Below are 22,216 nucleotides of genomic sequence, written 5' to 3'. Positions count from 1 at the left end.
GATGCGTGCCTGCGATGCCGCCTGGCTCTCAGCCGGGCAACGAACTCCTGAGCTGTGCGATGGCTTCGTCGAAGTCTTCGACGCGCCCCGTCATGCGCGATGCGAGCAGCGCGCCCTGGCACACCGAGAACACATAGCTGGCCTGCGCAGCGACCGGGGAAGCGCCCTTCTTCCGCGCCCCTGCCGGTGCCAGTGCGCCCAGCACGCCGGTGAGCCACAGCACCTGCGTGTGGCGCAGCTCCTGCACCGCCTGCCGCAGCTCTTCGTTGATGCAATCCCACCCCGGCGCCAGCGAGCCGGCGGGGCACATGCCCGAACCGGCCTTCAGCGTGTTGCGGTACATGCGGAAGTAGGAGTCGAGCGCGTCCTGGGGCTCCCGCTCCCGGGCCGCATCCCAGTCCTTGAAGTACTGGGTGGCCTGCCGGATCACCGCGATGCCCAGCGCCTCCTTGGTCGGGAAGTGGTGGTACAGGCTCGCCTTGCGGATGCCGACCGCATTAGCCACGTCCTGGAAGCTGAAGCCCAGGTACGAGCGGGTTTCGATGAGGCTGCGCGCCACCCCGAGGATCTGGTCCCGGGTGCTGCCGGCAGCAAGCGCGGCAGGGGTGGCGGTGGCGTTGTTCATCTACCTACTATAAGGTAGGGAAATTCGAAGCACAAGCCGAAGGGTCATTCGTCAATCCACCTTGATGCTCGCGGCCTTCACGATGCGCCCGTTGCTCTCGAACTCCGAGGCGATCTCCTTGGCGAAGGCTGCGGCTGTGCCGCCGGTCGGCACGTTGTCGGTGGCCGTGAGCTTGGCGCGCAACTCGGGACTGGCCAGGGCCTTGTTGATCTCGGCGTTGTATCTGGCGACCAGTTCGGGCGGCGTGGCGGCCGGTGCGAACACACCGAACAGTGACTTGATGTTCGCCGCGGTGTAGCCCAGCTCGCCCAGCGTGGGAACCTGCGGCAGGCTGTCGAGCCGTGCCGGCGCCCCCACGGCCAGGGGACGCAACTTGCCCGACTGGATGTGCGAGGTGAGCGTCGGGCTCGCGTTGGTCGACAGGATCTCGAACTGCCCGCCCAGCGCATCGTTGAGCTGCTGGCCGCCGCCCTTGTAGGGCACGTGCGTGATGTCCACGCCCGTCGCCGCCCTCACCTGCTCCAGCACGATGTGCCCGAGCGACGCCGGCCCCGACGTGGCCCAGCGCACCGACCCAGGCTGCGCCTTGGCATCGGCGACGAGCGCGCGGAAATCCTTGGCCTTGCTGGCCGGCGTGGCGATCAGCAGCACCGGCGAATACATCACGCTCGCGACCGGCGCGATGTCCTTCAACGGATCGAATGGCAGCTTGCCCAGGTGCGGGCTCAGCACCAGCGGGCTGATGGCCGAGAAGCCGAGCGTCGCGCCGTCGGGCGCGGCCTTGGCCACCGCATCCATGCCGATGGCGCCGCTCGCGCCGGCGCGGTTGTCGACGATCACCGTGGTGCCCAGCTGCGCGGCGAGCCTGTCGCCGAGCGCACGCGCGACCACGTCGCTCACGCCGCCTGCGGGGTACGCCACGATGAGCCGGATGGTCTTGGGGACGGCCGGGGCCTGCGCGGCGGACAGTCCCGCCGTGGCGGCCAGCGCGAGGCCGGCACACAGTTTCTTGTTGAAATTCATGGATGTCTCTCGAAGGCAATCGCCTATTTTGAAACATCCGGCCCCGCCTACCCCCAGGGCATCGTGAAGGTCTTGCCGTTGGTGAACGACTTGATCGCCTCCTGCACCCCTTCCTTGTAGCCCAGCCCCGAGTCCTTGATGCCGCCGAAGGGCGTGAGCTCGATGCGATAGCCCGGCACCTCCCACACGTTCACCGTGCCCACCTTCAGTTCGTTGGCGAAGCGGGTCGCGTAGTCCATGCGGTCGGTGCAGATGCCCGACGAGAGGCCATAGGCCGTGCCGTTCGAGATCGCGATCGCCTCGTCGATGCTGCCGAAGCGGATGATCGGTGAGACGGGGCCGAAGGTTTCTTCGCGCACGACCGTCATCTCGGGGCGCACGTTGTCGAGCACGGTCGGCGAGTACAGCGCGCCTTCGCGCCGGTTGCCCACGAGCAGCCGCGCGCCCTGCGCCACCGCCTCGTCCACCAGCAACTCGAAGCGGCGGGCGGCAGCTTCATCGATCACCGTGCCCATGTCGTTGTTCGCATCCGCCGGGTCGCCGTGCTTCCAGCGTTTCGTCTTCTCGACCACGCGCTCGATGAACTCGCTCGCCACATCCTTGTGCACCAGCATGCGCTTCACTGCCGTGCAGCGCTGTCCCGAGTTCTTGTACGAGCCCTGCACCGCGAGGTCGGAGGCGCGATCGAGGTCGGCGTCCTCCATCACGATCAGCGGATCGTTGCCGCCCAGCTCCAGCACGATGCGCCGGTAGCCGGCCTTCGCGGCGATGTACTTGCCGATGGCCACGCCGCCGGTGAAGGTGACGAGATCCACCTGCGCATTGGTGATCAGCTCGTCGGCGATCTCGCGCGGGTCGCCGGTGACCACCTGGAACATCTCCGGCGGCAGCCCCGCCTCGTAGAGGATGTCGGCCAGGTAGAAGGCTGAGAGCGGCACTTTTTCCGAGGGCTTGAGCACCATGCGGTTGTTGGTCGCGATGCTCGGCACCACCTTGTGCGCGACCTGGTTCATCGGGTGGTTGAACGGCGTGATCGCGGTGATCACACCCAGCAGCGGCTCGCGCAGCGTGATGACCTTGCGCTTCTTGCCGTGCGCCGTGAGGTCGCACGAGAACACCTGCCCGTCGTCGCGCAACGCCTCGGTGGCGCCGAAGGTCAGCACATCGGCGACGCGACCGATCTCGTACAGCGCGTCCTTGCGGCACAAGCCCGACTCCATCGTGATGATCGCGGCCCCTTCGTCGGCGCGCGCGCGCAGCAGCGCGCAGGCCCGCTGCAGGATGCTGGCGCGCTCGTAGCGCGAGAGCGTCGAGCGGTACGCATGGCCGATGCGGAAGGCCTCGCGCACATCGTCCACCGAAGCGAGCGGCACGGTGCCCACGCGCTCGTTGGTGTAGGGGTTGAACACATCGAGCGTGCGCTCCCGCCGCACGCGCTCGCCGCCGATGCGCAGGGACTCGGCGCGAAAGGCGGCGCTGTCCCGGTGGGGTGTCGAAACGGTGGTCATGCCTGGTTCTCCGCGAGGTCGTTGCCGATGAAGTTCTTGCCGCGCGCACCGCCCTGGGCGTGCAGCAGCATCTCGCGGGCTTCGTCGTCGCCCACGCCGTAGTCGGCGAAGCGCGTCTTCACGCCCAGCGATTCGATGAAGGCCGCCAGTTGTTGCGGCGCCTCTGCGAGCGGCATGCCAAGGGCTTCGCGCAGCACCGCATCGCGGTCGGCACGCCGGCCGATGGCGCGCTCCAGCACCATCGGCAGCAGGAACGAACAGGCGATGCCGTGCGGCAGACCGTAGCGCAGCGTCATCTCGTAGGAGATGGAGTGCGCGAGCGCCGTCTTGGTGTTGGAGAACGCCATGCCGGCCTTCAACGCCGCGAGCGCCATGCGCCCCCGCAGTTCGACGTTGTCGAGCTGGCCCATCAGCTGCGGCAGCACCTCGAGCGTGTCGCGCACGGCCGAGACGGCGAAGGTGTCGGACAGCGGGTTCGCATTGACATTCCAGATGGCTTCGAGTGCATGCGACAGCGCATCGAGCCCGCTCTGCAACGTGACGGCCGCGGGCAGCGACAGCATCAGCTCCGGGTCGACCACCGCATAGCGCGGCCAGGTCTCGGGCAGGTGCAGCGAATACTTCTTCTGGCGCTCGCGGTCCCACACCGTGGCCCAGGGCGTGACCTCGCTGCCGGTGCCGGCGGTGGTGGGCACGGCGATCAGCATCTTGCTGCGCGTGGGCACGAAGGGGCGCTCGCCGGCAAGGCCCGCCACGAGATCGGAAAAGCTCGCCGCATCGTTCGCGACCATGAGTGCCTTCGCGGTGTCGATGGCGCTGCCGCCGCCGACCGCGATGAGCACTTCCACATCCGCGTGCTCCCGCCAGAACCACTCGTAGAGGCCAGCGAGTTCGGCGACGTCGGGGTTGGGCCGCGTCTGGTCGATGGTGCAGGCCAGTGCGCCCTGCAACACCGACTCCAGCCGGCCCAGCAGGCCGATGGCGCGGGCCTCCGGAAAGGTCACCAGCGCGGCGCGGCGGCCGTCGAGCAGTTTCGGCAGGGACGACAGGGCCCCTGCCCCGTACACGCTCTGTACGGGGTTGTGATAGTTGGCGCTCATGGATGTCTCTTCAGGTCGCGGTCCGTGCCGCCTGGTTCGTGTGATTGAGGGCAAGGTCGAAGATGTCGAAGTTGCGCAATCGCCGCTTCGGGTCGACGCCCTGCAGTTGCCGGTTGAACAGCAGCGGCACCTTCTGCTCGGAGAGCCCGCCGTGCGAACGCAGCGGCACCGTGAGGCCGCTCAGGTCGTGCTCCGAGGCGCGCGTGCCGATCACGGCGAGATGGTCGGACACCACCACGAGGTCACCGATGCGGTCGGGCGGCAGCTCGAAGCGCTCGGCCGCTTCGTCGCGCGTGAGCACCTGCTCGATGCCGTCGGTGGCCTGCAGCGCCGCGACCAGCGCGGGCACATCGACACCCGCTTCGAGATACACGGTCGCAAACGAACCGAGCGCGCCGTGATGCACCACGTACGGATCGGTGATCGGCAGGATCACCCGGCCGCGCCCCGCGCCGAGGCGCGCATCGAGCACCTCCTGCAGGAACACGATGCGCGGGTTGCCGGCCGCATCGGTCTTCGGGCTCATGCCGTGGTCGGCGGTGAGCGCGATGGTCGCGCCCAGCGCGTCGAGCTGCGCGAGGTAGCCGTCCATCATGGCGTAGAAGTCGTTGGCGCCGGCCGTGCCCGGCGCGCACTTGTGCTGCACGTAGTCGGTGGTCGAGAGGTACATGAGGTCGGGCCGCTGCGTCTCCATCAGCTTCACGCCCGCCGCGAACACGAACTCGCTCAGGTCGGCGCTGTAGACCGAGGGCACGGGCTTGCCAACCAGCGCCAGCACGTCGTCGATGCCGCCGTTGGCGCGCGTCGCCTGGTCGGCCTTCTCGGCCGAGAAGCAGATGCCTTCCATGCGGTGGCCCAGGAGCGTGCGCAGCTTGTCCTTGGCGGTGACCACCGCGACCTTGGCGCCGGCCTTGGAGAACACCGCCAGCAGCGTCTCGGCGCGCAGGTAGGCGGGGTCGTTCATCATCACTTCCTTGCCTTGCGCGGTGTCGAGGAAGTAGTTGCCGCAGATGCCGTGCACCGAGGGCGGCGCGCCGGTCACGATCGAGAGGTTGTTCGGGTTCGTGAAGCTGGGCACCACGCAGTCGCCCACCAGCGAGGTGCCCGCGGCCAGCATCTTCTTCATGAACGGCGCGACACCGGCCTGGATCGCCTGCGTGATGTAGTCGGGCTCGCAGCCGTCCACGCACACCACGACGACGGGTTGCGTGGGCGACCTGTAGCTGCGGCCGTTCACCGAGACGTCCGGGATGCTCGACTTGCTGCTTGTCATTGATGCGCTCCTTGTTGAATCCATCCGCGCAACTTGGTCGACAGGTAGTCGGCGGTCATGACCATGACGACGATCACCAGGATGCAGGTCGCGGTGTCCTGGTACTGGAAGAGCTTCATGCTCCCCACCAGTTCGAAGCCGATGCCGCCCGCCCCCACCATGCCCAGCACCGTGGCCTGGCGCAGGTTGGTCTCGAAGCGGTAGACGATGACGCCGATCCACGCGGTCACCACCTGCGGGATCACGCCGAAGATGATGGTCTGTATGGGGCCGGCGCCGGTGGCGCGCAATGCTTCGAGCGGGCCCTGGTCGATCTCTTCAATCGATTCGGCGAAGAACTTGCCGAGCATGCCCGCGCCGTGCAGCGCCAGGGCCAGCACGCCGGGGAACGGGCCGAGTCCCACAGCCGCGACGAAGATCAGCGCAAGGATGATCTCGTTGATGCCGCGCGTGATGTTCAGCACCTGCCGCATCGCATGAAACACCGCGAGGTTCGGCGAGATGTTGCGCGCCGCGAAGAAGCACAGGGGCACCGCAAGAATCACCGACAACAGCGTGCCCCAGAGCGCGATCTGCACCGTCTCGATGGCGGGCTTGACCAGCCGCTGCATGAACTCCCAGTTGGGCGGCAGCATGCGGCCGAGGAAATCGGCGATCCATGGCATGCCCTTGATCAGTTCGCTGACACTGACCTGGCTGCCGATGGCGGCCCACCACATCACCGACAGCAGGGCCAGTCCGGCAAGGGCGTACTTCCACCAGCCCGGGTTGCCGCCGCTCTTGGCGACCAGCAGGTTGTAGCGTCCGATGGCGATCATGATTGCTCCAGGGCGAGTTGCTGGGCGGGGCGTGCGGGGGCCACGAGCGTGGCCGCGGGCGGCGCGACGGGTGCGGGTGTCTCGATCGGGCCGTCTTCCAGACCGCCCGGATAGATGCGCTGCAGCACCTCTTCGGTCAGCTCGTCGGGCCGGCCTTCGAACACCACGCGACCGGCCGCGACACCGATCACGCGCTGCGCGAATTCACGCGCGTAGTCCACCTGGTGCAGGTTGCAGATGACGGTGATGCCCGCTTCGCTGCTGGCCTGCTTCAGATAGTTGAGCACCTTGCGCGAGGTCTTCGGATCGAGGCTCGCGACGGGCTCGTCGGCCAGGATCACCTTGGGCTGCTGCGCCAGCGCACGGGCGATGCCCACGCGCTGCTTCTGGCCGCCCGAGAGCGTGTCGGTGCGAAGGTCCGACTTGTGGTCGAGCTCCACGCGGCGCAGGCACTCGCGGGCGATGGCGATGTCCTTTGCGGGGAAAATCTGGAACCACGAGGCGATGGCCGGCATGGAGCCGAGCCGCCCGGTCAACACGTTCTTCAGAACCGACAGGCGCGGCACCACGTTGTAGTGCTGGAAGATCATCGCCACATCGCGGCGCACCTTGCGCAGCCCGGCGCGGTCACCGCGCGAACGCTCGCCATCGACGTGAATCTCGCCCTCGCTCGGCTCGGCCAGGTGGTTGATGCAGCGAAGCAAGGTGGACTTGCCCGCACCCGACGCGCCGAGGATGACGACGAACTCGCCCTTGGCGACCGTGAGGTCGACGCGGTGGAGCGCGGTGAAGTCGCCGTAGCGCTTGCACAGGCCGCGGATCTCGATCATTTCATCTTCCTCAGGTCGAGGTTCAGCACCTTGGCCGTGTCGCGGATGATGTTGTAGGCCGCGTCGTTGGTCGGGTGGAAACCGTTGAGCTCGCCCTGGTCGGACCAGGGGATGTCCTTCACCTGCAGGAAGGCGGCCTGCACGCGCGCCTTCAGATCGGCGGGCAGGTCCTTGCGCCAGACGGTGGGCGACTCGGGAATCGGGTCCGACTTCCACACCTCGACGAGGTCTTCGCGCTTGACGAGCCCCTTGGCGACGGCTGCATCGAGGATGCGGTCGGCAATGGCCGCGGCGTCCACCTTCCTGTTCTGCACCGCGATCGCGCTGGAGTCGTGCGAGCCCGAGAAGATCACGCGGCCGAAGTCCTTGTCGGTGTTGAAGCCCAGCTTCATCAGCCCCGCCTTCGGGAACAGGTGGCCCGACGTGGAACTCGGATCGACGAACGCGAAGGTCTTGCCCTTGAGATCGTTCACCGTCTTGATGCCGGTGTTCTTGTGCGTGACGATCTGGCTGTAATAGAAGGTGCGCCCGGCCTTCTTGGTTTCGGCGACCGCGAAGGCCTCGATGTCGGCGACCGTCGCGCCCAGCACGTACGAGAACGGGCCCAGATACGCCACGTCGAGCCGCTTGGAACGCAGCGCCTCGATCACGCCGTTGTAGTCGGCCGCCACGAAGGGCTTGACCGCGAATCCCAGGGCCTTGGACAGCATGTCCATCATGGCCTGGCTGTTGGCGATCATGGCGCGCGAATCCTCGGATGGGATCAGCCCGACAGTGAGAACCTGCTGTGCCCGTGCCATCGGCACGAAGGCGGACGCTGTGACGGCGGCGGTGCCGAGCAGCAACTTTCTGCGCTTCATCATGGTTGTCTCCAATGGTCTGTATTGCATGAATTCTTCCGGTGCTGCCCAGGGTCGCGGCGGCTGGAAGATTCGGGACGTCCGGCGTTTTTCTGTCGATGCCTGGGTCGTCTTGGGAGCGAGTAAATCACCGAGACTGGTATCGAACAAATTCAAATTTTTTCGATGATCTATATACTGAATCTATAGATTCAAAGGGTCTTCCCCATGCGCCTCACACAGCTGCGTTCCTTCTATGCCGTGGCCCGCGAAGGCAGCTTCACCAAGGCCGCCGAACACCTGCATGTGAGCCAGCCCACCATCACCACGCAGGTGCGGTTTCTCGAAGAGGCCTACCAGGTGGAGCTCTTCCACCGGCGCGGCCGGCGCGTGCAGCTCACCGAAATCGGCGAGCAGCTGATGCAGCTCGCGCAGCAGATCTTCAGCCTCGAGGGCGATGCGGTCGCGCTGCTCGGCGATGCCGGCACGCTGCGCACCGGCCACCTCCGCGTGGCGGCCGTGGGGCCGTACCACGTGACCAAGATGCTGGTCGACTTCAGCCTGCGCTACCCCGGCGTGAAGGTGACGGTGAGCACCGGCAATTCGCAGGACGTGCTCGACAGCCTCGTCGACTACAGCGCCGACGTCGGCGTGCTCGCGCAGATGGTGCGAGATGACCGGTTTCTGTCGGTACCCTTCAGCCAGCACCCGGTCGTGATGTTCGTGCCGGCCACGCACCGCTTCGCGCGGCGGCGCAACATCCGGCTCGCGGAGCTGCAGGGCGAACGGCTCATCATGCGAGAAGAAGGATCGACCACGCGCAAGGCGCTCGAACTCGCGCTCGCCAAGGCGAAGGTCGAGGTCGATGTGGTGATGGAGATCAGCAGCCGCGAGGTGATCCGCGAAGCCGTGGCGCAAGGCCTGGGCATCGCGGCGGTGTCGAGCGTGGAATTCGTGCCGAGCCCAGATCTCCGCATGGTCGGCTTCAGCGACACAGAAATCTTCACGTACGCGCATGTGCTGTGCCTCGCCGAGCGGCGCGAGATGCGCATGGTCAGCGCCTTCTTCGACACGCTGGTGCCGGCCATCGAGGCGCGCAAGCGCAAAGCCTGAGCGACTGCAAGTTCAACCGCGCGGATGGTGCGCGGCGTGCAGCTGCTTCAGGCGCTCGCGCGCCACGTGCGTGTAGATCGTGGTGGTGGAGATGTCGGCATGGCCCAGCAGCAGCTGCACCGCGCGCAGGTCCACGCCGTGGTTCAGCAGGTGCGTCGCAAAGGCGTGCCGCAACGTGTGCGGCGACAACGGCACATGGATGCCCGCGGCCGCAGCCTGCTTCTTCACGATGATCCAGAACATCACGCGCGTCATGCCCGCACCGCGCGCGGTCACGAAGAGGTCGGGCGTCTGCTGGCCGTCGAGGATCGCGGGGCGCGACTCGTCGAGGTAGCGCTCGATCCAGCGCCGCGCCTCGCCGCCGAAGGGCACGAGTCGCTCCTTGTTGCCCTTGCCGAGCACGCGCAGCACGCCGTCGTTCAGGCTCATGTCGATGACCTTGAGCGCCACCAATTCGCTCACGCGCAGGCCGCTTGCATACATCACCTCGAGCATCGCGCGGTCGCGCAGACCGAGCGGCGATTCGACATCGGGTGCGGCCAGCAGGTCGTCGACCTGTTTCTCCGACAGCGTCTTGATCGCACGCGGCATCTGCCGTGCGGGTGCAAGGCGGATCGTCGGGTCCGCCGTGATGCGGCGCTCGCGCAGCGCCCAGCGGTAGTAGCGCTTGAACACGGTGAGCCGCCGGTTGGCCGAGGTGGCCTTGCCCTTGGTCGAGAGGCGCACGCCCATGTAGGCCTGCACGTCGGACTCCTGCGCGGTATTCAGCGCGACGCCGCTGCGCTGCTTGCCGAGCCACTGTGAAAACAACGCAAGGTCCCGGCGGTACGCGGCCAGCGTGTTCTTGGAGAGACCATCCTCGAGCCAGAGGGCATCGACGAACTCGTCGATTTCGGGAGTGGGTGCTGCGGCGGCCTCGGTCATGCGGTGCAAGATAACAAAAGAAAAAGCCGCCCTGAATGCGGGGCGGCTTTTGCGAGGCAGAAGCGGATCAGTCCAGCTTCAGGTTCTGCTTCTTCACGACCTGCTTGTAGACCTCGTACTCGGCCTTGATCTGCGCTGCGAACTGCTCGGGCGAATTGGCCACGATCAGCGAGCCGGTGTCTTCGATGCGCTTCTTCACGGCCGGATCTTCGACCGCCTTCTTCACGCCGGCGGCGACTTTGTCGACCACGTCCTTCGGCAAGCCCTTGGGGCCGAGGATGCCGTAGTAGGCCATGCGGTTCACCGGCTCGAGACCGACTTCCTTGAAGGTCGGCACGTTCGGCAGCGCAGCCAGGCGCTGGGGCGCCGACACCACGATCGGGATCAGCCGGCCGCTGGTGATGAAAGGCATGGCCGAGGGGATGTTGTCGAACATGATCGGCACCTGGCCGGCCACCACGTCGTTCAGTGCCGGGCCCGCGCCGCGGTACGGGATGTGCGTGACGAAGGTGCCGGTGAGGCTCTTGTAGAGCTCCATCAGCAGGTGGCCGATGCCGCCCGTGCCCGACGAGGCGTACGAATACTTGCCTGGGTTCTTCTTCAGCTCGGCGACGAACTCGGCGTAGTTCTTCGCCGGGAAGCTCGGGTTCACCGCAATGATGTTCGGCGTGGCCGCGATGTTGGTGATCGGCGTGAAGTCGTTGATCGGGTCGTACGGCACCTTGGGGTTGATGGCCGGGTTGGCGGCCGTGCTCGACACGGTGGCCACGCCGAGCTTGTAGCCATCGGGCGTGGCGCGTGCGGTTTCGGCCGCGCCGACGATGCCGCCGCCACCGGCGCGGTTGATCACCACCACAGGCTGGCCCAGGATCTTGCCCAGCGGATCGGAGATCACGCGCGCCACGATGTCCGTCGTGCCGCCGGGTGCGAACGGCACGCTCAGTTCGACCGGCTTGTTGGGATAGCCCTGTGCAAAGCTCTGGCCCGCGACTGCGGCCAGGGCGACTGCCCCCATCAGGGCGCTCCATTGACGACGTTGCATCGAATAACTCCTTGAATTGACTGACTTTGACTGACGGATGTCGAAAAAGCGAAGCACGGATGCTAGCGGTTCGACACGCCTCCCCATGCTCTGGATTACCCATGGTCCATGCGGTTTATGCTCGAAACGGTGAACTACGCGCAGCTGCTCTTCCCCGACTTCTCCCTCATCGCCATCGGCTGGCTCCTGTGCCGCTACACCGCGCTCGACCGCCGCGTGTGGGACCAGGTCGAGAGCCTCGTCTACTACTTCCTCTTTCCGGTGCTGCTGTTCCATTCGATCGTGCGCAGCCCGCTCGATTTTGGTGCCACCTCGAGCCTGCTGACCGCGGGCGTCGGCATCGGCCTGTGCGGCATCGCGCTGGCCTACGCCCTGCCCTTCGTGCCGGGCATCGGCCCGCACATCGACCGGCGCGACCATGCCGCGAGCGCGCAGGTCGCGTTCCGCTTCAACTCCTTCATCTGCCTCGCGCTGGCCGACCGGCTCGCGGGCCCCGAGGGCTTGCTGCTCATCGCGGTGCTGATCGGCGTGTGCGTGCCGATGTTCAACATCGCGGCCGTGTGGCCGATGACGCGGCATGCGCAGACCGGCTTCGTGCGGCAGTTGGTGCGCAACCCGCTGATCGTGGCCACGGTGGCCGGGCTGCTGGCGAATGTGCTGGGCCTCACGGTGCCGAACTGGCTCACGCCGACGCTCACGCGCATCGGCGCGGCCTCGCTTGCGTTGGGACTGCTGGCCGCGGGCGCGGGGATGCAGTTCGCGACGCTGGGGCGGGGCAAGGTGCTCGCGGTGTCTGTGCTGGCGATACGGCACCTGATCCTTCCACTGGTGGCGTGGGGGCTGGCGCTGGCGCTGCGGCTCGATGGCATGCAGGCGTCGGTGCTGATGGCGTTCTCGGCGGTGCCCACCGCCTCGAGCGCCTATGTGCTCGCGGCGCGCATGGGCTACAACGGGCCGTATGTGGCGGGGCTGGTGACGCTGTCGACGGTGCTGGGGGTGGTGAGCCTGCCGTTCGCGCTGGCGTTGCCGCGATAGCTCAGCGCTGCAGCAACGCCGGCACCGCCGACGCCAGCATCGCGATGCCCGACGCGGTGAGCAGGCTCAACACGAGCTTGCGAAACGCCGTCTCGCTGATGCCGATATAAAGCCGCGCTCCCAGCAGCACCGGCACCGCGACGGCCAGCGCCACGAGCCCCAACAGCGGCACCATCGAAGTCACGACGCTCCCGCTGAACAGGTGAATCGCAAACGCCACCAGCAGCATCGAAAGATTGAAGTTCTGGATCACCGCGCGTTGCGTGTCGCGCTGAAAGCCGCGCAATGTGCACCAGAGCGTGGGGATCGTGCCGGAGAAGCCGCCGATGCCCGCCATCGCGCCGCCGATGGTGCCGACGATGCCATCCGCCACGCGGCCGCCGAAAGTGATCTTCGGCAGGTGCTGCGACATCAGCATCGCCGGGCACCACAGCACCAGCAGCGTGCCCAGACACACCTTGAAGACCACGAGATCGAGGTGCGGCAGCAGCCACACACCGAATGGCACGCCGACCAGGCCGCCGAGCACGAACGGCCACAGCAAGGACTTGTCGAAAGTGCGCCGCACCGTGACGGCGGCGATGACCTGTCCCGTCAACGCACCGAACAGCGCCAGCACCGCGGCCAGTTGCGGCTCCAGCGTCCAGGCCCAGACCGACATCGCGACCAGCCCAAACGCAAAGCCCGACAGGCCCTGCACGAATCCCGCCAGCACGGCGCCGACGATCACATAGACATACAAGGCTTGCATGCGGCCGATGATAGAAGCCGCCGCACCGGGCCCGCCTCGGCAGACGGGCCGGGCGAAGGAAGGAGGATCAGGCCGAAGCCGGCACCAGCGCCGTGCGGCGCACGCGCGTCACGTTGAACGCGCTCGCGATCAGCACGCCCTGCACCAGCGCCAGGCCGACGATCACGCTCGTGTACTGGCCGTGGTCCATCAGGCGGCCGAACACCAGCGGCGCGAGCGCCTGGCCGATGTCGAGCCCTGCGTACACCACGCCGTAGACGCGGCCCGTGGCATTGGGCGGGGTCGAGCGCTTGACCAGCAGGTCGCGCGACGGCCCGGCCACGCCGGAGACAAAGCCCATCGCGCCGAACAGCACCGGCACGAGGATCGGCGGGAACTGCGCGAAGGCCAGCACCAGCGCCAGCGCGGCCGCGATGCCGAAGCCCGCGCCCACGATGCGCTCGCAGCGCGAGGGGTCGGACGCGAGGAAGCCGCCCACCACCATGCCGGCCGCGCTCGCCACCATGTAGACCGTGAGGCACACCGCCACCAGCGCCATCGGCACCGCGTGCAGATGGCCCGCGGCCACCGGCGCGAAGGTCTGCACCACGCTGATCACCGCGGCATAGAAGAAGAAGAAACCGAAGCACATCCACACGGCCGGGATGCGCAGGAAATCGAACTCGCCGCCCACCGGCGCCGGCTCGCCCTGCCCCGTGGCCTTGTGCACGGCCGCGACGTCGAGCGAGAGCACGCTGCGGTAGATCCACAGCACCAGCAGCACGACGATGGCCAGCACGCCCGCCGAAGCCAGCGCCACGCGCCACGAGAACGCGATGGCGATCGGCACCACGAAGGCCGGCGCGAGCGCCCAGCCGAGGCTGCCGGTGATGCCGTGCACGCTGTAGGCATGGCCCAGGCGCGTGGGCGCGACCTTGCGGTTGAACAGCGTGTAGTCGACCGGGTGAAACACGCCGTTGCCGATGCCGCCGACCACGGCGCACGCCAGCAACATCCAGTAGCTCTGCGCCATCGCATAACCGAAGGCAGCGAGGCCGAGCGCGCCGAGGCCGACGAACAGCACCGGGCGCGGGCCCAGCTTGTCGACGATGAAGCCCGAGGCCGCCTGCACGATGCACGAGACCACGAAGAACACGGTGAGCACCGCGCCCAGCTCGGTGTAGCTCACGTTGAAGGCGTCCTTGAGCCAGGGGAACAGGGGCGCCAGGATGAGCTGGCTGAAGTGGCTGATCGCGTGGGCCAGGCCGACGAGGCCGATGAGCTTCGCGTCGGAGCGCAGGGAGGTGGCAGAGGGAGTGGTGGTCGCGTGGGAAGACATGGATTGCTACAAAAAACCGGGGCAGGCACCGATGCTATGTCCCCAGGGCGCGGCAGAATGGCGATACAGCGACAACATTTGTCGAAACCATGCCACGCGTCTCTTCCACCGCTTTCCATCCCTCCCCGGTCACCAGCGTCGCCTCGCTCACGCCGCACCTCTATGCGCCCGACGCGGTGCGCCCGTTGCGCGCCAAGGAGCACTTCCTGAGCGCCGACACCTTCGTCGAGCTGCACCAGCATCCGTGGCCGCAGCTCACCTTTTCCACCCGCGGCGTCATCCGCCTGAGCACCGAGGACGGCAGCTACATCGTGCCGCCCTCGCGCGCGCTCTGGGTGCCGGCGAACATGCCGCACAGCATCATGCTGATCGAGGACGCCGAGCTGCGCACCATCTACCTGCATGCCTGGCTCGCACCGTCCTGGGAGAAATGCGAGGTGCTCGAGATCAGCCCGCTGATGCGCGCCCTGATGCTCGCGCTGGACACCACGCCCGACGGCCTGCCGCCCACCGACCCGCAGGCGCCGCAGCGCGAACGCATGATCGCGCCGCTCCTGGTCGACGAGATCGAGCGCGCCACGCAGATCCGCATCGACGTGCCGTTGCCCACCGACAAGCGCCTGCGCCAGCTGTGCGAGGCGCTGCTGCGCAATCCGGCCGACCGCTCCACGCTGGCCGAGCGCGCGGCCACCATCGGCGCCAGCGAGCGCACGGTGGCACGGCTGTTTCGGGACCAGTTGGGCATGAGCTGGCAGCAGTGGCGCCAGCAGGCGGTGATGGCGCATGCGCTGCCGCTGCTCGCGCGCGGCATGGCGGTAAGCCAGGTGGCGGCGGCCAGCGGGTACGCCACCGACAGCGCGTTCTGCGCGATGTTCAAGGCCGCCACGGGGCGCTCGCCGACTTCGTTCCAGCACAAGAAGCGGTCGACTGTCCCCGCCTGAACCATTTCAGAGCACAGGGGCTTCACGACGCTCTGGCAAGATCGGCGAGCCCGAAGAACCACGGACCCCCATCAGCTTGCCCATGGCACCGCCCCCCCGACCGCAGACCTGGACCGCCGACATCGGCCTGCGCATCCGCCGCCATTTCCTCCTGAAGGCGGTCGGGACCACGGTCTTCACCTGGCTGTTCTTCATCGGCTACTTCCACCTGCTGCGCAACCCCTCCTTCCCGGTCGCGGTGATGCCGCTCACCGCGCTGGACCACCTGATTCCGTTCCAGCCCTACACGCTGGGCGCGTACCTCTCGCTGTGGGTCTACGTGGGCCTCGCACCCGGGCTGCAACTCACCTTCCGCGAACTGGTGGTCTACGGGTTGTGGATCGGCGGGCTGTGCCTCACTGGCCTCGCGCTCTTCTACTTCTGGCCGACCCAGATACCGCCTTTGGCCATGGACGTCTCGGGCTACCCCGGTTTCGCGATGCTGCAGGGCGTGGACGCGGCGGGCAACGCCTGCCCGTCCATGCACGTGGCCGTCGCGATCTTCACGGCCCTGTGGATCGAGCATTTGCTGCGGCAGGCCGGCACGCCCATCGTGCTGCGCATCGTCAATTGGACTTGGTTCGCCGCCATCGCCTACTCGACGCTGGCGGTCAAGCAGCACGTGGTGCTGGACGTGGTGGCGGGCGCGCTGCTCGGTATGGCGTTCGCACTACCCTCGCTCCGTTGGCGGCCGGGCAGGCGTTTTCGAGGGGATTCCCCTCAGGTCGGAGCGGATATCATTGGTCATCACTGACCAACACAGGCCGAGCGAGGAAGGGATCGACCCCATGGCACACCCCGCAAGGGTTGCCATCGATCAACGGCGGCACAAGACGACAGGCATCGCACGATGAGTTCGCTGAAGGAATTGCAGGACCTGATTCACGAGAAGTACGGCATCGAACCGTCCAAGCTCGACCCCAACGCCTCGATGCGTGAAACCGGCGGTCTCGATTCGCTGGCGCTGGCCGAATTCCTCTTTGCCATCGAAGACCACTTCGGCATCACCATGCCCGACGAGGACGCGAGCATCGACACCCTGGCCGAGCTCGCGCTGCTGGTCGACAAGGTCCGGGCCGCGAAGGTCGCGTGAACCACCACGAGGTTGCCGTCACCGGGCTGGGCGTCATGGCGCCCCACGGCGACGAGCCCGGCGCACTGTTCGAGGCGCTGCTGCAAGCCCGCTCGGCGATCCAGCCCTTCTTTCCCGAATTGCCCAAGCCGGCGGCCGCAGCCACGGTGGCCTTCGACGAGACGCGCTGGTTCACCAAGCTGCAGCTCGCCGGCGTCGACCGCGTGAGCCAGCTCGCGGTGGCCGCGGCCGATCTGGCGTTGCGCGATGCGAACCAGCCCCTGGCCGATGCCGACCTCGAACGCGTCGGCGTCTACGCCGGCTGCGGCATGGGCGGTGCGGCCGCGCTCGAGGCCGCCTACCGCGGCAACGGTCGCGTGTCGCCGCTCACCATTCCGGCCTTCATGCCCAACGCGCCTGCAGCCCATGTCGCGATGCGCAACGGCGTGCTCGGCCCTGTGCTCACCTACTCGGTTGCCTGCGCGTCGTCATCCGTGGCCATCGCCGAGGCTGCCAAGGCCATCCAGCGCGGCGAAGTCGACATCGCGATTGCCGGCGGCAGCGAAGCGCTGATCGTGCCGGGCGTGGTGCTGGCCTGGCAGGCGATGCAGACGCTGGCCACCTTCCAGCCCGGCGAAGCGGCCGGCGCGGTGCGGCCGTTCGCGAGCGACCGCAGCGGCTTCGCGCTCGGCGAAGGCGCGGCCTTCCTGGTGCTCGAATCCGCCGAGCGCGCACGCCGCCGCGGCGCGCGCAGCTACGCCACGCTGGCCGGCTGGGGCTTGAGCAGCGATGCCACCCATCTCACCAAGCCCGACGCACCCGGCCAGGCGCGCGCGCTGCGCCAGGCGCTGCGGCAGGCCAGCCTGCAACCGCACGACGTGGGCTACTGCAACGCGCACGGCACGGCCACGCGCATCGGCGACGTGGTCGAGCGCAACGCGTTGGCAGAGGTGTGGGGCGACGATTTCGAGGGCCTCCGCGTAAGCTCGACCAAGGCGCTGCACGGCCACATGCTGGGCGCGGCCGGCGCCATCGAGGCGCTCATCACGGTGCTCGCGCTGCATCGACGGCAGTTGCCGCCCAATGCGAACTGCCGCGAGATCGATCCGGCCTGCCGCATGAACCTCGTGACGCAGGACGACAGCGCCGCACCGGCGCTCGAAGCGGCGATGAGCAATTCCTTCGCCTTCGGCGGCACGAACTCGGTGCTGCTTTTCCGCCGCGCTGACTAGCTAAGCCGGCGGCTGCGACGCGGCTCCAGCCTCGCAGAGCCATTCGACGAAAGCTTCCGCCAGCGGATCGGCCGTGCGGTTCGGCGCCATGAACACGCTGTAGCCGCGGCTCGATGGCGCCCGGTGCGCGCACGCGAGCTGCAGCTCGCCCGAACGCAGTTCGCGCTCGACGTAGTACAGCGGCACCAGCCCCACGCCGAGGTCGGCGCGCACCGCCGCAACCAGCGAAGAGAAGAGATCGAAGCGATGCCCCACCACAAGGTTTTCGGGCGGCCGCGCGTGCGGTGTCTGCGCGAACCATTCTTCCCACGCCCCCATGCGCGTGCGCAACTGGAGCAGCGGCGCGGCGCGAAAGTCGCCGCGCGCCATCGCCGCCCTGCCCTTCGCGCGCGGCGAACACACCGCCACGCAGAACTCGCCCATCAGCGGCCGCGCATCGGCGCCGGGCCACACGGCATCGTCGTACTGCACGCCCACGTCGAACGGCATGTCGGCCATGTAGAGATCGGTCGGAAACACCTGCAGGTGCAGGCTGCAGCCCGGGTTCCGTGCGATGAACTGCGGCAGCAGCGGCGTGAGCCAGCCCTCCGCCAGCACGGGCACCGCGCCGACGATCAGGCGCAGGCCGTCGACGCGCTGCGCCATCGCTTCGAGCGTGTGGTTCTGCAGCCGCATCAGGTCGCCCGCGATCTGGCCGTGGTAGCGGCGCCCGGCATCGGTGAGCTCGGTGCCGCGCGCGGTGCGCTGCACCAGCCGCACGCCGATCTGCGATTCGAGGAGCCGCAGCTGCTGGCTCACCGCGCTGTGCGTGAGGCACAACTCCTCGGCCGCCTTGCCCACGCCGTGATGACGGGCGACCGCATCGAAGATCAAGAGCGCTCGGGTGCTCGGAATATGGCGGCGCATGGCGGTGTTCGTAAGAAAAACTGACAAGGCCAAAGATTAAACCAGAGCAGGCGCGCGGCTTGCCCCTAAGAATTGCTGACGGCGCCGCGCCGGCGGCGCGCTCTCCCACCTTCAAGGACAACCCACCGCCATGCCTCGCTCCGCGTCATTCCGCCTTGCCCCGATCGTCCTCGCTCTGGCCTGCACCGCCGGGCTCGCCCAGGCCCAGAACGCCGCCGTCGCGGCCACGCCTGCGCAGGTCCGGCCCGAGATCGACAAGGCCTACACGCAGCTGATGGCAGCGCCCGCGATCCAGAAGCTGCTCGATGCGGTCAAGGCCGACCACGAGCGCTCGGTCGAAGATTTGAAGATGCTGACGGAGATCGAAGCGCCCCCGTTCAAGGAACAGAAGCGCGCCGAAGCCTTCCTCGCGCGCATGAAGGCCCTCGGTCTCACCGACGCGAAGATCGACGCCGAAGGCAACGTCGTCGGCCTGCGCAAGGGCGTGGGCAACGGCCCGAAGCTGTTGATCTCCGCACACCTCGACACCGTGTTCCCCGCCGGCACCGACGTGAAGGTGAAGGAGCGCGACGGCAAGCTCTACGCCCCTGGCATCTCCGACGACACGCGCGGCCTCTCAGTGCTGCTGTCGTGGCTCAAGGTGCTCAACGACAACAAGATCCAGACCGTGGGTGACCTCTTGATCGTCGGCAACGTCGGCGAGGAAGAACTGGGCAACCTGCGCGGCATCAAGGCGATCTTCCGCGACAACCTGGACGTCGACGGCATGGTCGGCCTCGAACCGGCACCCGACGGCACGGTGCTGATGCTGGGCACGGGCAGCCACCGCTACGAGGTCACCTTCAAGGGCCCGGGTGGCCACAGCTTCGGCGCGTTCGGCCAGGTGCCCAGTGCGATCCACGGCATGGGCCGCGCGATCGCGAAGATCGCCGAAGTCCGCACGCCGACTTTCCCGAAGACCACCTTCACCGTCGGCACCGTGGGCGGCGGCACGTCGGTCAACACCATCGCGCCCGACGCGCGCATGGCCATCGACATCCGCTCCGACGAAATGGCGCCGCTGCTGGAGACCGAGAAGAAGATCCTTGCGGCCATCGACGAAGCGGTCGAGGAAGAGAACAAGCGCTGGAACGTCACGACGCTGAGCGCGAGCCGCAAGCTGATCGGCGACCGGCCGGGCGGCCGCACGCAGTCCGACACAGTGATCGTCGAAGCCGCCACGCGCGCGAACACCGCCTTCGGCCACAAGACCCTGCTGACGGGCGCGAGCACCGATGCCAACGTGCCGATGTCACTGGGCATCCCGGCCATCATCATCGGCGCCGGTGGCAAGACGGGCGGCTTCCACGCGCTGTCGGAATGGATCGACGTGACCGATGGCTGGAAGGGGGCGCAGAACTCGCTCGTCACGGTGCTGGGTCTGGTCGGCGTGCAGGGCACGAGCGAGCCGCTGCTCGAGAAACGCACGCCGCGCAAGAACTAGCGCGAACCGCGGGGGCCATGTCCCCGGAAACTCCGGGGACTCTCCGGTATGCTGGTGGCCGCTTCTCCCCTCATGTTTTCCAAGGAGACCACCATGCATGCTCGCTCCACACTCATCGCCCTGGCCCTGCTCGCTGCAGGCGCCTCGGCGCAGGCCAACGACCTGCTCAACCAACTGAAGGAAAAGGCCGGCGCGGCCGCCAGCTCGCAAGGCGACAACTCCTCCAGTTCCGCCCTCGGCAACCTCGGCTTCAAGATGCCCGCGATCGGCTCCAGCACCGTCGGCAATGCGGCTGGCGTGCTGCAGTACTGCATCAAGAACAACTACCTCGGCGGCGACGCCGCATCGGTCAAGGACAAGCTCCTGGCCAAGATCACCGGCCAGAAGCAGCAGGAGACCGGCTTCGCGAGCGGCGCCAAGGGCTTGCTCAAAGGCGGCGACGGCAAGTCGCTCAACATGAAGATGCTGTCGTCGAAGGTGAAGGAAAAGGCCTGCGACTACGTGCTCAAGAACGCGACCTCGCTGATCTGACCTGACCTGACAGCGGCCTTGCATTGCCCCCGCGCGGCGCACCGCGCATGTGCTTGCCTGTTTCTCCCCGTGCGCGCGTAACGACTCCATGACCCCGGCAGCCTCCCCCTCTTCCCTGCGCCAGCGCCTCGCGCGCTGGGTTCCCTGTCTTGCATGGCCCCGCCCTTCCGCGGCGCTGCTGCGCAGCGAGGCGATGGCCGGCATCACCGTGGCGCTGATGGTCATTCCGCAAGGCGTGGCGTATGCGGCGCTGGCCGGCATGCCGCTGGTGACCGGCGTGTACGCGGCGCTGTTCCCCGCGCTGATCGCGGTGATGTTCAGTTCTTCGCAGCGGCTGTCGGTCGGGCCCACTGCCCTCACCAGCCTGCTGGTTGGCGCCTCGCTCGCGCCGCTGGCGGTGGCGGGCAGCGCCGAGTGGGTGGCGATGGCGGTGTGGCTCACGCTGATGTCGGGCGCGATCCAGATCGTGCTGGGCGCGGGGCGCTTCGGCTGGCTGCTGCGGCTCGTCAATTCGCCGGTGCTGATCGGCTTCACGCAGGGCGCGGCGGTGCTGATCGCAATCTCGCAATTGCCGTCGCTGCTGGGCTTTACCGGGCGCACGATTCCTCAGGTGCTGCAGGGCGGGCCGCTGCCCGATCTCGTGGCCATCGCCTTCGGGCTCGGCAGCATCGCGGTGCTGTGGCTGGGCAAGCGGCTCGCGCCGCGCTTTCCGACCACGATGGCACTGGTGGCCGGCGCTGCGGCCATCAGCTGGGGCATCGACTACGCGCTGCGCGGCGGTGCGGTGGTCGGCAGCCTGCCCTCGGGCCTGCCCTCGTTCTACTGGCCCGGCCTGCTCCCCTTGGGCACGTTCAGCGCGCTGGTGCTGCCCGCGCTGATGATCACGCTGGTGAGTTTCCTGGAGACCGCCTCCAGCGCCAAGGTCGACAACGCGCGCGCCGGCACGCTGTGGAACGAAAACCAGGACCTGATCGGCCAGGGCCTGGCCAAGCTGGCCTCGGGCTTCACGGGCGCGTTTCCGACCAGCTCGTCGTTCTCGCGCTCGGCCATCACGCTCTATGCGGGCGCGCAGACCGGCTGGGCCACGCTCTTCAGCGTGGTGGTGGTGGCCGGTGCGCTGCTGTGGCTGATGCCGCTGCTGTACCACGTGCCGCAGGCGGTGCTGGCGGCCGTGGTGGTCACGGCCATCCTCGGGCTGGTGAAGCCCGCGAGCTTCACGGCGCTGTGGCGCATCTCGCGCATCGAGGCGGGCATCGCCTTCGGCACCTTCGTGCTGACCATCGCGACCGCACCCAGCATCTACTGGGGCGTGCTCGGCGGGCTGCTCGCGAGCATGGCGCATTACATGTACCGCCACCTGCATCCGCGCATCATCGAAGTGGGCCTGCATCCCGACGGCAGCCTGCGCGACCGCAACCTCTGGAAGCTGCCGCCGCTCGCGCCGCGGCTCTATGCGCTGCGCATGGACGCCGAGCTCGACTTCGCATCGGCCTCCACGCTGGAACGCGCGCTCACCGTGGCGCTGGCCGAGCGCCCCGAGCTCACCGACGTGTGCCTCTTCGCGCAGCCCATCAACCGCATCGACATCACCGGCGCCGAGGTGTTCGGCTCGATCCGCCGGATGATGGAATCCAAGGGCGTGCGCCTGCACCTGAGCGGCATGAAGCTGCCCGCCATGCAGGTGCTCGAGCGCGCCGGCCTGCTCGCGCCGGGACCGATGCTCTTCAGCTACCGCACCGACGGCGAAGCGCTTGCGGCGCTGATGCCGCGCATCGACGTGCCGATAGAGGCCGAGACCGCAGGCTGAGCCCAG

The 22,216-nt window shown here is 67.7% G+C and carries 22 protein-coding genes; 9 read left to right on the top strand and 13 right to left on the bottom strand.

Going from position 1 to position 22,216, the window contains the following annotated elements; genetic code table 11:
• Window positions 1-28: 28 nt before the first annotated feature.
• Genes NU688_RS02455 through phnD form a run of 8 tightly spaced genes read right to left on the bottom strand, consistent with a single transcriptional unit; the run spans window position 29 to window position 8,037 of the window.
• Complete coding sequence (locus NU688_RS02455) at window positions 29-625, bottom strand: TetR/AcrR family transcriptional regulator (protein ID WP_257858964.1); 597 nt, start codon at window positions 623-625, stop codon at window positions 29-31.
• Window positions 626-676: 51 nt separating this feature from the next.
• Entirely contained in the window at window positions 677-1,648 is a 972-nt protein-coding gene (locus NU688_RS02450) for a tripartite tricarboxylate transporter substrate binding protein (protein ID WP_257858963.1), read from the bottom strand.
• Window positions 1,649-1,695: 47 nt separating this feature from the next.
• Entirely contained in the window at window positions 1,696-3,156 is a 1,461-nt protein-coding gene (gene phnY, locus NU688_RS02445; protein WP_257858961.1) for a phosphonoacetaldehyde dehydrogenase, read from the bottom strand.
• Window positions 3,153-4,256 carry an iron-containing alcohol dehydrogenase PsrA gene (gene psrA / locus NU688_RS02440; RefSeq protein WP_257858960.1) on the bottom strand — a complete coding sequence of 368 codons (1,104 nt, stop codon included), beginning with the start codon at window positions 4,254-4,256 and terminating at the stop codon, window positions 3,153-3,155. Before psrA ends, phnY begins: the two co-directional genes overlap by 4 nt.
• A gap of 10 nt (window positions 4,257-4,266) precedes the next feature.
• Window positions 4,267-5,529 carry a phosphonoacetate hydrolase gene (phnA, locus tag NU688_RS02435; RefSeq protein ID WP_257858959.1) on the bottom strand — a complete coding sequence of 421 codons (1,263 nt, stop codon included), beginning with the start codon at window positions 5,527-5,529 and terminating at the stop codon, window positions 4,267-4,269.
• Window positions 5,526-6,347, bottom strand: a complete 822-nt coding sequence (phnE, locus tag NU688_RS02430; protein ID WP_257858958.1) for a phosphonate ABC transporter, permease protein PhnE — start codon at window positions 6,345-6,347, stop codon at window positions 5,526-5,528. The genes phnA and phnE overlap by 4 nt, the downstream gene beginning before the upstream one ends.
• Window positions 6,344-7,177 carry a phosphonate ABC transporter ATP-binding protein gene (phnC, locus tag NU688_RS02425; protein ID WP_257858957.1) on the bottom strand — a complete coding sequence of 278 codons (834 nt, stop codon included), beginning with the start codon at window positions 7,175-7,177 and terminating at the stop codon, window positions 6,344-6,346. The genes phnE and phnC overlap by 4 nt, the downstream gene beginning before the upstream one ends.
• Window positions 7,174-8,037: a phosphonate ABC transporter substrate-binding protein gene (gene phnD, locus NU688_RS02420; protein WP_257860486.1), complete on the bottom strand. Its 864-nt coding sequence runs from the start codon at window positions 8,035-8,037 to the stop codon at window positions 7,174-7,176. The genes phnC and phnD overlap by 4 nt, the downstream gene beginning before the upstream one ends.
• Window positions 8,038-8,244: 207 nt before the next feature.
• Between phnD and NU688_RS02415 the strand changes: the two genes are divergently transcribed.
• Window positions 8,245-9,129: a LysR substrate-binding domain-containing protein gene (locus NU688_RS02415; RefSeq protein ID WP_257858956.1), complete on the top strand. Its 885-nt coding sequence runs from the start codon at window positions 8,245-8,247 to the stop codon at window positions 9,127-9,129.
• A gap of 12 nt (window positions 9,130-9,141) precedes the next feature.
• Here NU688_RS02415 and xerD read toward each other — a convergent pair whose 3' ends face one another.
• Window positions 9,142-10,053, bottom strand: a complete 912-nt coding sequence (gene xerD, locus NU688_RS02410) for a site-specific tyrosine recombinase XerD (protein WP_257858955.1) — start codon at window positions 10,051-10,053, stop codon at window positions 9,142-9,144.
• Window positions 10,054-10,120: 67 nt separating this feature from the next.
• A complete protein-coding gene (locus NU688_RS02405) occupies window positions 10,121-11,095 on the bottom strand; it encodes a tripartite tricarboxylate transporter substrate binding protein BugE (protein WP_257858954.1) in 975 nt (324 codons plus the stop codon).
• Between the two features lie 117 nt (window positions 11,096-11,212).
• Between NU688_RS02405 and NU688_RS02400 the strand changes: the two genes are divergently transcribed.
• On the top strand, window positions 11,213-12,130 hold the full coding sequence (locus NU688_RS02400) for an AEC family transporter (protein WP_257860485.1): 918 nt from the start codon (window positions 11,213-11,215) through the stop codon (window positions 12,128-12,130).
• 1 nt (window position 12,131) lies between these two features.
• On the opposite strand, the gene NU688_RS02395 is transcribed toward NU688_RS02400, so the two are convergent.
• Both NU688_RS02395 and NU688_RS02390 read right to left on the bottom strand, forming a co-directional pair.
• Complete coding sequence (locus NU688_RS02395) at window positions 12,132-12,881, bottom strand: sulfite exporter TauE/SafE family protein (RefSeq protein WP_257858953.1); 750 nt, start codon at window positions 12,879-12,881, stop codon at window positions 12,132-12,134.
• 67 nt (window positions 12,882-12,948) lie between these two features.
• Window positions 12,949-14,199 carry an MFS transporter gene (locus NU688_RS02390; RefSeq protein ID WP_257858952.1) on the bottom strand — a complete coding sequence of 417 codons (1,251 nt, stop codon included), beginning with the start codon at window positions 14,197-14,199 and terminating at the stop codon, window positions 12,949-12,951.
• 89 nt (window positions 14,200-14,288) lie between these two features.
• Between NU688_RS02390 and NU688_RS02385 the strand changes: the two genes are divergently transcribed.
• From NU688_RS02385 to NU688_RS02370, 4 genes are all read left to right on the top strand, one after another.
• Window positions 14,289-15,140 (top strand): helix-turn-helix domain-containing protein, encoded by an 852-nt coding sequence (locus tag NU688_RS02385; protein WP_257858951.1) that lies wholly within the window; start codon window positions 14,289-14,291, stop codon window positions 15,138-15,140.
• A gap of 82 nt (window positions 15,141-15,222) precedes the next feature.
• Complete coding sequence (locus NU688_RS02380; protein WP_257858950.1) at window positions 15,223-15,933, top strand: phosphatase PAP2 family protein; 711 nt, start codon at window positions 15,223-15,225, stop codon at window positions 15,931-15,933.
• 96 nt (window positions 15,934-16,029) lie between these two features.
• A complete protein-coding gene (locus NU688_RS02375; protein WP_198787721.1) occupies window positions 16,030-16,272 on the top strand; it encodes an acyl carrier protein in 243 nt (80 codons plus the stop codon).
• On the top strand, window positions 16,269-17,483 hold the full coding sequence (locus NU688_RS02370; protein WP_257858949.1) for a beta-ketoacyl-[acyl-carrier-protein] synthase family protein: 1,215 nt from the start codon (window positions 16,269-16,271) through the stop codon (window positions 17,481-17,483). Before NU688_RS02375 ends, NU688_RS02370 begins: the two co-directional genes overlap by 4 nt.
• Here NU688_RS02370 and NU688_RS02365 read toward each other — a convergent pair whose 3' ends face one another.
• Window positions 17,484-18,389 carry a LysR substrate-binding domain-containing protein gene (locus NU688_RS02365; RefSeq protein WP_257858948.1) on the bottom strand — a complete coding sequence of 302 codons (906 nt, stop codon included), beginning with the start codon at window positions 18,387-18,389 and terminating at the stop codon, window positions 17,484-17,486. It abuts the gene before it with no gap.
• 130 nt (window positions 18,390-18,519) lie between these two features.
• Here NU688_RS02365 and NU688_RS02360 point away from each other — a divergent pair, with 130 nt between their 5' ends.
• The 3 genes from NU688_RS02360 (at window position 18,520) to NU688_RS02350 (ending at window position 22,210) form a co-directional block, all read left to right on the top strand.
• The gene (locus tag NU688_RS02360) at window positions 18,520-19,872 is read left to right on the top strand and encodes a M20/M25/M40 family metallo-hydrolase (RefSeq protein WP_257858947.1); all 1,353 of its coding nucleotides are present in this window, start codon (window positions 18,520-18,522) and stop codon (window positions 19,870-19,872) included.
• A 93-nt stretch (window positions 19,873-19,965) separates the two neighbouring features.
• Window positions 19,966-20,403 carry a DUF2501 domain-containing protein gene (locus tag NU688_RS02355; RefSeq protein WP_257858946.1) on the top strand — a complete coding sequence of 146 codons (438 nt, stop codon included), beginning with the start codon at window positions 19,966-19,968 and terminating at the stop codon, window positions 20,401-20,403.
• Window positions 20,404-20,491: 88 nt separating this feature from the next.
• Window positions 20,492-22,210, top strand: coding sequence for a SulP family inorganic anion transporter (locus NU688_RS02350; RefSeq protein WP_257858945.1), 1,719 nt, complete (start codon window positions 20,492-20,494; stop codon window positions 22,208-22,210).
• Window positions 22,211-22,216 lie beyond the last annotated feature (6 nt).

Origin of the sequence: Variovorax sp. ZS18.2.2 (assembly GCF_024701975.1) — a bacterium.
Classification (GTDB): Bacteria; Pseudomonadota; Gammaproteobacteria; order Burkholderiales; family Burkholderiaceae_C; genus Variovorax.
This window is presented reverse-complemented; position numbering and strand designations above follow the sequence as displayed.